Genomic DNA, 12602 nt, shown 5'->3' on the forward strand with positions numbered 1-12602 from the left:
ACCGCCCAGAGGCCCATGCCTCGACCAGCCTTTGGCTCTGGACCGTGATCCTGCAACAGGAGCACACATGATGGATGAGTCCAGACTCAACCAGTTCATGGGCAAACTGGTGAACGACATGGGCGGCGCCGCGATGCTCGCCAACGTCATCGTTGGCGAAGAACTTGGCCTCTATCGGGCCATGGCCGACAGTCAACCGGTCAGCCCGGAAACCCTCGCCGCCAGAACCGCCTGCAATCCCCGCCTCGTGCGCGAATGGCTCAGCGCCCATGCGGCCTCTGGCTACATGGAGCACAACGACGGTGAGTTTCGCCTCCCGGAAGAACAAGCCCTCGCCCTCGCCGTCGAAGATTCGCCCGTGTATGTGGCCGGCGGTCTCGGCGTGGTGGCGTCGTTTTTCCATGACAAGGACAAACTGGTCAAAGCCATGCGCGGCAACGGCGCCCTGCCCTGGGGCGATCACCATCCGTGCATGTTCAGCGGCACCGAACGTTTCTTCCGCCCCGGTTACCGTGGGCATTTGATTGCGGAATGGCTGCCGGCCCTCGACGGTGTAGTAGCGAAGCTCGAAGCCGGCGCCAAAGTCGCCGACATCGGCTGCGGCCACGGCGCCTCGACGGTGATCATGGCCCAGGCGTTTCCCAACTCGCAGTTCCTCGGTTTCGACTACCACGCGCCGTCCATTGAGGTCGCCACTCAGCGCGCCGCAGAGGGTGGCGTCAGTGATCGGGCGCTGTTTTTCCATGGCTCGGCCAAAGACTTCCCCGGCAATGACTACGATCTGGTGTGCTACTTCGACTGCCTGCACGACATGGGCGACCCGGTCGGTGCCGCGCGCCATGCCCTGCAATCGCTGAAACCGGGCGGCACGGTGTTGCTGGTGGAGCCATTTGCCCACGACAACCTCGATGACAACATCACCCCGGTGGGACGGTTGTTTTACGCGGCCTCTACATTCATTTGCACGCCCAATTCGCTGTCTCAGGAGGTCGGCCTCGGGCTCGGCGCACAGGCTGGCGAAGTACGTCTGCGCAACGTGTTTATCGAAGCCGGATTCAGCCATCTGCGCCGGGCTGCGCAAACCCCCTTCAACCTGATTCTTGAGGCGCGTAAATAACCGCGCAGCTACGTGGCGGGGTCAGTGCTAACCTGCATGGCATCCACTTTATGGAGTGCCGACCATGCTCGACAGCCCGACCCGCGATCACCTCGACGACCTTCAGCAAGCGATGGCCGACGGGGGCTTCGTGGTGCTGACCGGCGCCGGCATCAGCACGGCGTCGGGCATTCCTGATTACCGCGACAGCGACGGCGTGCGACGTGGTCGGCAACCGATGATGTATCAGGAGTTTCTGTCCGCCCCGGAGTCGCGCCGGCGATATTGGGCACGAGCGATGCTCGGCTGGCCGCGCGTGCGCCAGGCGCGGCCGAACGCGGCCCATGACGCCTTGGCCAGTTTGCAGAGCCAAGGGCGGATTAGCGATTTGATCACACAGAACGTCGATACATTGCATGATCAGGCCGGCAGTCACGATGTGGTCGAACTGCACGGCAGCCTGCATCGGGTGCTGTGTCTGGACTGTGGCGAGCGCAGTGAACGGGATGTGATTCAGCGCGTGATGGAGCTGCAGAACCCGTATTTGGCCGGGGTCGATGCGGTGCAGGCGCCGGATGGCGATACGTTGCTCGATCCTGCCTTTGAAGCGCGCTTCCAGACGCCGCGTTGCCCTTTTTGCGCTGGCGAGCGGATGAAACCGGACGTGGTGTTTTTTGGCGAGAATGTTGCGCAACCGACGGCTGCACGGGCCATGGCCGCCGCCGAAAATGCGGCCGGCATGTTGGTGGTGGGATCGTCGCTGATGGCTTATTCGGCGTTCCGCCTGTGCCGGGTGATCGCCGATCGTGGCAAACCGTTGATCGCCATCAACCTGGGCAAGACCCGCGCTGACGATTTGCTGACCCTGAAAATCGAAGCCTCCTGCGAAAAAATCCTGCCGCTGCTGACCCAATACCACCCTGACTGACCTCCTCGCCTGGTCGTTCCCGCACTCCGCGTGGGAACGATCACGCCAAGGACTGGTTGAGGTTTTGTTCCTTGAGGATGTCAAACAACGCCTGCGCTGCCGCCGACAATTCATTGCCCGCTTCAGTGAGCACGCCAATCGCCCGCTCGACCGGTTCGATCAGGTTCAGGCAATGGGCGCCAAGTTCCTGCATTTGCTGCGCACACAAGGCCGGTACGGCGCTGACGCCCAGTCCGCTGGCGACCATGCGCCCGACCGTCGCCAGTTGATGGCTTTCGAACTCCACCGCCAGGGTCATGCCCCGCGCCTGCAAGTGTTCTTCAAGCATCACTCGCACCGTGGACGGCCGCTGCAACGTAATGAACGGTTGCTCAAGCAACGTCTGCCAGTCTATTTGCGCCCGCCCCGCCAGCGGCGAATCCTGCGGCACCACGGCGACAAAGCGATCGATATATAAAGGCGTGAAGGTCTGCGAGGTGGTCTGCAACGGTTCGAACGCAACACCCAGTTCAACCTGGCGATCGCGCACCATTTCCAGCACTTGCTCGTTGATAACGTCGTTGACGGTCACGCTGACATTGGGATACCGCGCGCGAAACACCTTGAGAATCGGCGGCAGCAGATTGCCGGCAAACGATGGCATCGCCGCCAGCGTCACCCGGCCCCGTTGCAGGCTGAAACGTTGACGCAACTCGTCTTCGGCATTGTCCCAATCGGCAATCAATCGACGCGCCAGCGGCAACAGCGATTCGCCTTCCGGGGTCAGCGCGACGTTACGCGTGTTACGGCTGAAAAGACGCCCGCCGAGGCCTTCTTCCAATGCCTTGATGGTCAGGCTCAATGCTGATTGCGACAGGTGCAACCGCTCGCAGGCCACGGCAAAACTGAGACTCTGGGCCACAGCGAGAAAGGCGCGGATTTGTTTGATGGTCATGGTCGCTGCGCTCCAGTAGATAGCTACAAGCGTTGAGCTGCAAGGCACAACGCGGCGATTGATGAATCGCGGCATTATGTTTCATTACCGGTGCAGGAACTGCTGGGGCTGATCGTACCCACGCTCTGCGTGGGAATGCAGCCGGGACGCTCTGCGTTCCTAAGGGAGACTGGATATTGTTGAGTTTTATCTATCAATTGACCTTAAAAATCAACTTAACAAATATATCCTCCAGCGAGACACTCCAACCATTCGGCTAGCCAGCCGCCCGCAAATAATAAAAGAGGTGCATATGGCAGGTTTCGACAAGCGCGTGTATTCCTACGAGGAAGCCCTGGCCGGGCTCGAAGACGGCATGACGGTGATTGCCGGCGGCTTCGGTCTGTGTGGCATCCCGGAAAACCTGATCGGCGAGATCAAGCGCAAAGGCACCCGCGGTCTTACCGTCGTTTCGAACAACTGCGGCGTCGACGGCTTCGGCCTCGGTGTGCTGTTGGTCGATCGCCAAGTCAGCAAAGTCGTCGCCTCATATGTCGGCGAAAACAAGCTGTTCGAAGAGCAACTGCTCAAGGGCGAAATCGAAGTCACCCTCACTCCGCAGGGCACCCTCGCCGAAAAAATGCGCGCGGGCGGCGCCGGCATTCCGGCCTTTTTCACCGCCACCGGCGTCGGCACCCCGGTCGCTGAAGGCAAGGAAGTCCGCGAATTTCACGGTCGCCAGTACCTGATGGAAGAATCCATCACCGGCGACTTCGCCATCGTCAAAGGCTGGAAGGCTGACCACTTCGGTAACGTCATCTACCGCCACACCGCCCAGAATTTCAACCCGCTGGCCGCCACCGCCGGCAAGATCACCGTGGTCGAAGTCGAAGAAATCGTCGAACCCGGCGAACTGGATCCGGCGCACATCCACACCCCGGGCATTTACGTCGACCGGGTCATTTGCGGCACGTTCGAAAAGCGCATCGAACAGCGCACCATCCGCAAATAATCCAGGCTGACGGAGAACAACAACATGGCACTTTCCCGCGAACAAATGGCTCAACGCGTCGCCCGCGAAATGCAGGACGGCTACTACGTGAACCTCGGCATCGGCATCCCGACCCTGGTTGCCAACTACATCCCCGACGGCATGGAAGTCATGCTGCAATCGGAGAACGGCCTGCTCGGCATGGGCGCGTTTCCGACCGACGATGAAGTCGACGCCGACATGATCAATGCCGGCAAACAAACCGTGACCGCACGCATCGGCGCGTCGATCTTTTCGTCGGCTGAATCGTTTGCAATGATCCGCGGCGGTCACATCGACCTGACCGTGCTCGGTGCGTTCGAAGTGGACGTCGAAGGCAACATCGCCTCGTGGATGATCCCGGGCAAACTGGTCAAGGGCATGGGCGGCGCGATGGATCTGGTGGCCGGTGCAGACAACATCATCGTCACCATGACCCACGCCTCCAAGGACGGTGAGTCGAAACTGCTGCCGCGTTGCAGCCTGCCGCTGACTGGCGCCGGGTGCATCAAACGGGTGCTGACCGACCTCGCCTACCTCGAAATCGAAAACGGCGCGTTCATTCTTAAAGAACGTGCGCCGGGCGTCAGCGTCGAAGAAATCGTCGCCAAAACCGCCGGCAAACTGATCGTGCCCGATCACGTCCCGGAAATGCAGTTCGCTGCCCAGTGAGGAATTCAGACATGCAAGACGTCGTCATTGTTGCCGCCACGCGCACCGCGATCGGCAGTTTCCAGGGCTCTCTGGCCAGCGTTTCGGCCGTGGATCTGGGCGCGGCGGTCATCCGCCAGTTGCTCGAACAAACCGGTCTGGACGGTGCTCAGGTCGATGAAGTGATCATGGGCCAGGTACTTACCGCCGGCGCAGGCCAGAACCCGGCGCGTCAGGCCGCTATCAAGGCCGGCCTGCCATTCGCCGTGCCGGCGCTGACCCTGAACAAAGTCTGCGGTTCGGGCCTGAAAGCCCTGCACCTTGGCGCTCAGGCAATCCGTTGCGGCGACGCCGACGTGATCATCGCCGGCGGCCAGGAGAACATGAGCCTGTCCAACTACGTCATGCCGGGCGCACGCACCGGTCTGCGCATGGGCCACGCGCAAATCGTCGACACCATGATCAGCGACGGTTTGTGGGATGCGTTCAACGATTACCACATGGGCATCACCGCCGAAAACCTGGTCGACCAGTACGAGATCAGCCGTGAGCAGCAGGACGCCTTTGCTGCCGCGTCCCAGCAGAAAGCCGCTGCGGCCATCGAATCCGGGCGCTTCGTTGATGAAATCACGCCGATCCTGATCCCGCAGCGCAAGGGTGATCCGCTGGCGTTCAAGGTCGACGAGCAACCGCGCGGTGACACCACCGCCGAATCCCTCGGCAAATTGCGCGCAGCGTTCAAAAAGGACGGCAGCGTCACCGCTGGCAACGCATCATCGCTGAACGACGGCGCCGCCGCCGTGATTCTGATGAGCGCCGAAAAAGCCAAAGCGCTGGGCCTGCCGGTGCTGGCGAAAATTGCCGCTTACGCCAATGCGGGCGTGGACCCGGCAATCATGGGCATCGGGCCGGTGTCGGCCACTCGTCGTTGCCTGAGCAAGGCCGGTTGGGACATCGCCCAACTCGATCTGATCGAAGCCAACGAAGCCTTCGCCGCGCAATCCCTGGCCGTCGCCAAGGATCTGCAATGGGATCTGGACAAGGTCAACGTCAACGGCGGCGCCATCGCCCTCGGCCACCCGATCGGCGCCTCGGGCTGCCGCGTGCTGGTGACTTTGCTGCATGAAATGATCAAACGCGATGCGAAGAAAGGTCTGGCGACCCTGTGCATCGGCGGCGGTCAGGGCGTGGCCCTGGCGCTGGAACGGGCGTAAGCCAACGAGCACGACAGACGGCGGACGGATCCACGACATCCATCCGCCGTCTGGTTTTCCCCCACACAGATCATTCCCACGCTCTGCGTGGGAATGCAGCCCGGGACGCTCCGCGTTCCACTCCCCAGCCGAAACGCAGAGCCTGAGAACGCGCGGCTCAACCAAACAACTGCAAAATCAACCAGCTATTCGCCCCGCTGATCACCACAAATAGCCCCCACGCCAACACCCGCGTCGGCAACCGATTCACAAACGGCCCCATCAACTGCTTGTCGTTGGTCATGCGAATCAGCGGATACAGCGCAAACGGCAGTTGCAAACTCAACACCACCTGACTCATCACCAGCAACTTGCCCACCGCCCCATCGCCCATCAGCCACACGCCGATAAATGCCGGAATCAGCGCCAGCCCCCGGGTGATTAAGCGACGCTGCCAGCACGGGATCCGCAGATTCAGATAGCCCTCCATGATCACCTGCCCGGCGATGGTGCCGGTAAACGTCGAACTTTGCCCCGACGCCAATAACGCCACGCCGAACAACACACTGGCCAACGCGCCGCCGACCAACGGATCGAGCAGGTGATACGCATCCTGAATGTCGACCACATCGGTGTGTCCGGACTGATGAAACGCAGCGGCCGCAAGAATCAGAATCGCCGCGTTGACCAGCAATGCCAACGCCAGCGAACCAATCGTGTCGATGCGCGCCAGCTTCACCGCATCCTGCTTGCTCGCCAGATCCTTGCCGATCAGTCGCGTCTGCACGATGGATGTGTGCAAATAGAGGTTATGCGGCATCACCGTGGCGCCGAGAATGCCGATGGCCAAATACAGCGGCGCGGCATCACTGATCGCCGACAGCGACGGTTTGAAGCCTTGGAAAACGTCCGGCCAGTAAGGCTTGATCAGCACCAGCTCGATGAAAAAACACACGCCGATGGTCGCCACCAGCACCAGCATGATCGCCTCCAGCCGCCGGAAGCCGCGGTTCTGCAACGCCAGCACCAGCAGCGTATCGAACGCGGTCAGCGCAATCCCGAACGTCAGCGAACACCCCAGCAACAAGTGAAACGCCAGTGCGCACCCGAGCACCTCGGCCAGATCCGTCGCAATGATCGAAATCTCCGCCAGCACCCACTGCAACCGCGACGTCGCCGTGCTGTAGCGCTGGCGGGACAACTGCGCCAGATCGCGCCCGGTCGCAATGCCCAGCCGCGAGCACAGACATTGCACCACCATCCCGGCGAGGCTCGCGAGCAACACCACAAACAACAAGCCGTAACCAAAACGCGACCCGGCCTCAATGGCCGTCGCCCAGTTACCAGGATCCATATAACCGATGGACACCAACAACCCGGGGCCGGCAAAGCGCAACACGCGTTTAAAGAACGAAGCACTCGGATCGACCACCACACTGCCCGCCACTTCCGGCGGACAAAACGGCGCCGTGGCGATTTTCGGCAAGCTGAATTTCACACAAACATCCAGAAACAATTAGGAAAGGCGCAGCTTAGACGTTTCGCCTGCAAACGCATAACCCCTGTGGGAGCTGTCGCAGGCTGCGATCTTTTGATCTGGCTTTGTACATCGAAATCAAAAGATCGCAGCCTTCGGCAGCTCCAATGGGGCGGATTGTGTTTTGACGATTGAGGTCAGGGATCGATGCCCAGTAATTGTCGGCGCAATTCGGGGCTGCGGGTGCGTGGGTCGAGCCAGATGTCGAAGAATGCGCGGGCGAATTGGGGGTCGTCGATTTCGTGCTGCAACTGTTGACCGACGAAGAACCGGGCGCCCTGCCCCGGCAGGTACACGCCGGTGATGCGTGTGCCCGCTTGCACATCGACGAACGATTGCTGCATTTGCACTTGCCACCTGGCCAGTTGTGCAGCGCTGACGGTGATGCCGGACAGGCGCCGGATTTCTTTGAGGCTGGCTTGCACAAGATCATCGCGGGACAGGTTGCGCAAATAGATCAGCTCCAGCGCGAACGGTTGCCCATCAACCAGCGGCCGGGTCGCGCTCCACAATCGCGCGTTGTACACATCAAAACCGAAGACGCTGAATTCACCGCTGCCAATGATTTGCGCACCGGGCACGGTGTCTTGCCAGTTCGCCCAGGTGGGTGACAACAACGTCATCCACAAGCCGAGACCGAAACATCCTTTCAACGCTCTGTTCATTGCGATGTCTGCCTTGGTAGACACGGATAGTTCTAAGCATAGCTGCGCATCACAGCCAGCACTTTGTATACAAAACCACGAACAATCTTGATCAATCTGCTACGGTAACGGTCTTCTTTGTCGACGGAGGCCTCTGCGTGCTGATCCTCAAATTGCTGCTGATCCCCGGTTTTCTGCTGTTGATTTCCCTTGCGGGTAAACGTTGGGGGCCAAGTGTGGCCGGGTGGTTGTCGGGGTTGCCGGTGGTGGTGGGGCCGATTTTGTTTTTTTTGGCATGGGAGCAAGGCCCGTTGTTTGCTGCGAAGTCTGCCGTGGCGGCATTGTCGGCAATGTTTGCGATGATCGCGTTTTGTGTCACGTATGCCCGGGTCGCGCAACACGCAGAGTGGCCATGGGCATTGGCGGCGTCAATGACAGTGTGGACAGTGCTTGCAGTGGCTTTATCGCTGGCGCCGGCATCGCTGCCCTTCTCGATCATCGCGGCGGCGGTTGCGTTGTTGTCCGCGCCGTATCTGTTTCCCAAGGTGCAACCTGCACTCGGTGGTGCGCCGGTGAAGTCAGACAAACTGGTGTGGCGGATGATCGCGGGCGCCGCGTTGACGCTGGTGGTCACGCTGTTGGCGAGCACCGTCGGCGAACGCTGGAGCGGATTGCTCGCGGTGTTTCCGGTGCTCGGCAGCGTCATGGCGGTGTTCTCTCATCAGGCGCGCGGCCCGGCGTTTACTGCCGTATTGCTGCAAGCGACGGCCACCGGGATGTACTCGTTTTCAGCGTTTTGCCTGGTCGTCGCGTTGACGTTGCCGAGCTTTGGCCTCAGCGGTTTTTTGCTCGGTGTGGCGGTGTCGGTGGCGATGCTCGGCGTGACCAGGCGGTTACTGGCCAAACCCGCACCGGCAGCGACGCCCAGCCCACACCCGACACCTTCAAACGAATAATCCGACAGCCCGTTCAGACAAACCGCGCTGGAGTGCCGCTCGGCAGCGTGGGATGATCGCCGCCCCTGCGCGACCATTGTTCGGAGATTTACATGTCATTGTTGAGCAAGAAAGCTGTCGTCCTGCTGCTGGCGGCCATCGCTGGCCTCGGCGCCATCAACGCTCAAGCGGCCAAGGCCAAAGACAAGGCGCCGACTGAGAAGGTGTCGATGCTCGACGGCAAGTTCACTTTCACCCTGCCCAAGGGTTTTGAAGCCAATGCGCTACCAGTCGGCCCGACCGGTGCCAAGGGCACGATGTACACCAATGCGACCACCAAAACCGTTGTGATTGCCGCGCAAAACCAGATCCCCGGCGACACCCACGTCAAGGATAACGACGGCGCATTCCTCGATGGCAGCGTGTCGGATTTCATCGAGGCGCAACGCAAAGCCCTGCCGGATTTCAACAAGCTCAGCGAAAAGAGCCTGACCCAGAAAGGGACTGGCCTCGGTCTGCGTCAGGTCGACAGCACCGCCACCCAGGGCGGCGGGCAAACCCTCAACACCACGTTGATGGCCGGTTCCGGGACGCACATGGCGCTGGTGCAGGTGATTTCCCGGGCCAGCGACAAGGCTGGCCACGACGCGCTGGTGAAAACCATCCTCAAGGAAAAGTGATCCTCAGGGATTGAGCGCCTGCAACCAGGCCTTCAAATCCTCCAGTTCGGCGCGGCTGATGCTGTGGCCGACGCCGGGATAGGCGTGGAATTGCGGCTTGTAGGACAGGCTTTTCAACAGCGAGTTGGCATCAGCGCCGCCCTTGTACGAAACGACGTTATCAGCGGTGCCGTGGCCGATGAAGATATTCAGCGACGGGTCTGAATGTTCGGTTTTCAGCTCCGATTCCACCACGGGTAAAACCCGCCCGCTCAGCGCCGCGATACCGCCGACCGGCGTTGGCGGGCGCAAGCCCACTTCGTAAGTCATCATCGCGCCCTGACTGAATCCGATCAGGTACACCTTGTCCGGGTCGACGTGATATTTCTGCGCCGCTTGCGCGATAAAATCCCGCAGCTTTTGCCCGCTGACCTTCAGATCATTGGTCTCGCCGTTGTAGGCACCTTCACCCTTTTTACGAAACCACTGATAACGTCCTTCGCCCAATGCCAACGGCGCCTGCACGGACAGGTAGTTGTATTGCGCCGGAAGCTGGAATTTCATACCGATCAGGTCGGCTTCGTTGCTGCCGTAACCGTGGAGAAAAATCACCAACGGGCGTTTATCTGAATCCGCGTGAACCTGTGCCAGGTATTTGAGCGGCAGGTCAGTTTGCAACGAAGGTTGCGCATGAGCGGCGGTGGATGCCAGCAGGGTCAACAGTGCAAGTATTTTCAACATAAGCCTTCCTTCATAAAAGCCGTGCAGGAGCCGCCGCAGGCTGCGCCTACACGGTTATGTATCGTCAGTCGTTGGTGAGTTTTCCTGTACGAAACGGAACTCGCCCCGCCACTTTCGCCTGCCACGTGCCCGGTTGGGTGTAGCGCCCACGGTCAATGGCAAACAGCACGCCGCGGGTGCCGGCGCGCACGGTAGTGACGCGGTCACTCAGTGGATCGACCACTTCGAACAATGCGTCACCGCGTTCCACCCACTCGCCGGCATTGCGCAGGAAGCTCACCACGCCGTGATGCGGGGCGAACAAGTATTCGGTGCCTTCGAACGGCATGCCTTCGCAACATTCGAGGGATGCGGCGGGGAAATCGCCGGTGATGAACCCCTGCTCGGCGAGGAAGCCAAGAATCGCTTCGCAATTGGCCTGCGCCTGGTCAACACGCGTGTCGCCCATGCTGCCCAGCTCCAGGGTGGTGGCGAGGTTGGCGGCTGGAATGGCCGCGTGCGGAAATGCCCGTGCCAAGCGCAGCCAGGGTGTCGAGCAGGACTCATCGAACGAACTGCCACCGGAATCTTCACACAGCAACGCTACGCCGGCCTTCAATCGCGCGGCCAGGGATTGCCACTGCGGCCAGTGCTGCGGCAATGCGTAAACGTGGATTGCCGCGTCGAAATCGCAATGCAGATCCAACGTGATGTCGGCCTCGCAGGCGTGGCGCAATAGCAAACGGTGCAGCGCTTCGAGTTGTGAAACCGGCGCTGGCAGATCGTCGAGCACCTGGGCCATGGTCTGGCGGATCAACGTGATGTTTGCCTGGGCATCATCGCCGAGTTGATCGCCGATCAGCGCGGCGACGGGTGCACTGAGCTCAACGAAAGCGCGGTTGAAATTCTTGCCGCTGCCCAACTCGAAGCGGCCCATGTGCGCACCTTGCAGGTGCTGATCGAGGCCGATCGGGTTGGCGACCGGCACCAGTTCGATGACACCTTGCAGACGACCTTGTTGTTCAAGTTCACCGAGACGTTTTTTCAGTTCCCATGCGGTGCGCATGCCTGGTAGTTCATCGGCGTGCAGGCTGGCCTGGATGTAGACCTTGCGGCTGCCGGCGCCATAGCGAAAAACGCTGAGGCTGCGCTCACTGCCCAAATGGCTCCAGGGCAGCGTGTGGTCGATGCGTTGCATGGGAAAACTCCGTTGTTTGTGGAGCTGCCGCAGGCAGGTTCTTTTGATTGTCAGGAACGCGGAGCGTCCCGGGCTGCATTACCACGCGGAGCGTGGGAACGATCAAACAAGATCAAAAGATCGCAGCCTGCGGCAGCGCCTACAGGTGGAAATGTTTTGGCAGGATAAATCATGGGCGTAAAAAAAGTGGCCACCGCTTTCACGGGGCCACTCTTTGCTACAGCGTATTAATGGCCGTAGACGTCAAACGCGAAGTACTTGTCCTGCACTTGTTTGTACTTGCCGTTGGCGCGGATTTCGGTGATGGCGGCGTTGAATTTGTCCGCGAGTTCTTTATCACCCTTGCGCACGGCGATGCCGGCGCCGCCGCCGAAGTATTTGGCGTCTTCGTAGGTCGGGCCGACGAATGCAAAACCTTTACCGGCGTCGGTTTTCAGGAAACCGTCATCCAGGTTGACCGAATCGGCCAGCATGGCGTCGAGACGGCCAGAGACCATATCGAGGTTGGCTTCCTGCTGGGAACCGTAACGAACCAGGTTGATCCCGGCCGGTTGCAGCACTTCGGTGGCGAAACGGTCGTGGGTGCTGGCGCGCAACACACCGACTTTCTTGCCTTTGAGTTCGGTCAGCGGATCTTTGACGTCGGAGCCTTCCTTCATCACGAAACGCGCCGGCGTGTGGTAGTACTTGATGGTGAAATCGACGTTTTTCTTGCGGTCGTCAGTGATGGTCATGGACGACAGGATCGCGTCGATTTTCTTCACTTTGAGCGCCGGAATCAGGCCGTCGAACTCTTGCTCTACCCAGACGCACTTGGCCTTCATCTGCTCACACAGCGCATCGCCGATGTCCACGTCGAAACCGGTCAGTTTGCCGTCAGGGGTTTTCATCGAGAATGGCGGGTAACCGGCTTCGATACCGATGCGGATCGGCTTGGCGTCTTCGGCCACGGCGGTCAGGGACAACATCGACAGTGCCAAGGCACCGAACATCACTAGCTTTTTCATTTATAACTCCCGTGTGCGGAGGCTTTTATTGGCAGCTTTCGATTCAGCTTTCGGACATGGCCATTGCGTGGCAAATACCGAAGTGGCCGGC

At 60.3% G+C, this 12602-nt stretch carries 13 protein-coding genes; 7 read left to right on the forward strand and 6 right to left on the reverse strand.

Features of this window, described 5'->3' with window-relative positions; all coding sequences use genetic code 11:
• Positions 1-70: 70 nt before the first annotated feature.
• Positions 71-1117, forward strand: coding sequence for a class I SAM-dependent methyltransferase (locus GIW69_RS04370; protein ID WP_236480902.1), 1047 nt, complete (start codon positions 71-73; stop codon positions 1115-1117).
• Positions 1118-1181: 64 nt separating this feature from the next.
• Complete coding sequence (locus GIW69_RS04375) at positions 1182-2024, forward strand: NAD-dependent protein deacetylase (RefSeq protein ID WP_236480903.1); 843 nt, start codon at positions 1182-1184, stop codon at positions 2022-2024.
• Between the two features lie 40 nt (positions 2025-2064).
• Here the strand turns inward: GIW69_RS04375 and GIW69_RS04380 are convergent, their stop codons facing one another.
• Positions 2065-2958: a LysR family transcriptional regulator gene (locus tag GIW69_RS04380; RefSeq protein WP_236480904.1), complete on the reverse strand. Its 894-nt coding sequence runs from the start codon at positions 2956-2958 to the stop codon at positions 2065-2067.
• A gap of 292 nt (positions 2959-3250) precedes the next feature.
• Here GIW69_RS04380 and GIW69_RS04385 point away from each other — a divergent pair, with 292 nt between their 5' ends.
• From GIW69_RS04385 to GIW69_RS04395, 3 genes are read left to right on the forward strand one after another with little or no spacing between them, the layout of a single operon-like run.
• On the forward strand, positions 3251-3949 hold the full coding sequence (locus GIW69_RS04385; protein ID WP_236480905.1) for a CoA transferase subunit A: 699 nt from the start codon (positions 3251-3253) through the stop codon (positions 3947-3949).
• Positions 3950-3973: 24 nt separating this feature from the next.
• Complete coding sequence (locus tag GIW69_RS04390; RefSeq protein ID WP_236480906.1) at positions 3974-4639, forward strand: CoA transferase subunit B; 666 nt, start codon at positions 3974-3976, stop codon at positions 4637-4639.
• Between the two features lie 11 nt (positions 4640-4650).
• Positions 4651-5832, forward strand: coding sequence for an acetyl-CoA C-acetyltransferase (locus GIW69_RS04395; RefSeq protein WP_236480907.1), 1182 nt, complete (start codon positions 4651-4653; stop codon positions 5830-5832).
• A gap of 157 nt (positions 5833-5989) precedes the next feature.
• On the opposite strand, the gene GIW69_RS04400 is transcribed toward GIW69_RS04395, so the two are convergent.
• Positions 5990-7309: an Nramp family divalent metal transporter gene (locus GIW69_RS04400; RefSeq protein WP_236480908.1), complete on the reverse strand. Its 1320-nt coding sequence runs from the start codon at positions 7307-7309 to the stop codon at positions 5990-5992.
• 176 nt (positions 7310-7485) lie between these two features.
• The gene (locus GIW69_RS04405; RefSeq protein WP_236480909.1) at positions 7486-8013 is read right to left on the reverse strand and encodes a chalcone isomerase family protein; all 528 of its coding nucleotides are present in this window, start codon (positions 8011-8013) and stop codon (positions 7486-7488) included.
• 137 nt (positions 8014-8150) lie between these two features.
• Between GIW69_RS04405 and GIW69_RS04410 the strand changes: the two genes are divergently transcribed.
• Both GIW69_RS04410 and GIW69_RS04415 read left to right on the forward strand, forming a co-directional pair.
• The gene (locus GIW69_RS04410; RefSeq protein ID WP_236480910.1) at positions 8151-8948 is read left to right on the forward strand and encodes a hypothetical protein; all 798 of its coding nucleotides are present in this window, start codon (positions 8151-8153) and stop codon (positions 8946-8948) included.
• Between the two features lie 92 nt (positions 8949-9040).
• Positions 9041-9607, forward strand: coding sequence for a DcrB/PsbP domain-containing protein (locus tag GIW69_RS04415; protein ID WP_236480911.1), 567 nt, complete (start codon positions 9041-9043; stop codon positions 9605-9607).
• A gap of 3 nt (positions 9608-9610) precedes the next feature.
• Here GIW69_RS04415 and GIW69_RS04420 read toward each other — a convergent pair whose 3' ends face one another.
• From GIW69_RS04420 to GIW69_RS04430, 3 genes are all read right to left on the reverse strand, one after another.
• Complete coding sequence (locus GIW69_RS04420) at positions 9611-10327, reverse strand: dienelactone hydrolase family protein (RefSeq protein WP_236480912.1); 717 nt, start codon at positions 10325-10327, stop codon at positions 9611-9613.
• A gap of 64 nt (positions 10328-10391) precedes the next feature.
• The gene (locus tag GIW69_RS04425; RefSeq protein ID WP_236480913.1) at positions 10392-11504 is read right to left on the reverse strand and encodes a M14 family metallopeptidase; all 1113 of its coding nucleotides are present in this window, start codon (positions 11502-11504) and stop codon (positions 10392-10394) included.
• A gap of 227 nt (positions 11505-11731) precedes the next feature.
• A complete protein-coding gene (locus tag GIW69_RS04430) occupies positions 11732-12511 on the reverse strand; it encodes an ABC transporter substrate-binding protein (protein WP_236480914.1) in 780 nt (259 codons plus the stop codon).
• Between the last annotated feature and the right edge of the window lie 91 nt (positions 12512-12602).

Source organism: Pseudomonas syringae (genome assembly GCF_021605415.1).
GTDB classification, from domain to species: Bacteria; Pseudomonadota; Gammaproteobacteria; order Pseudomonadales; family Pseudomonadaceae; genus Aquipseudomonas; species Aquipseudomonas syringae_S.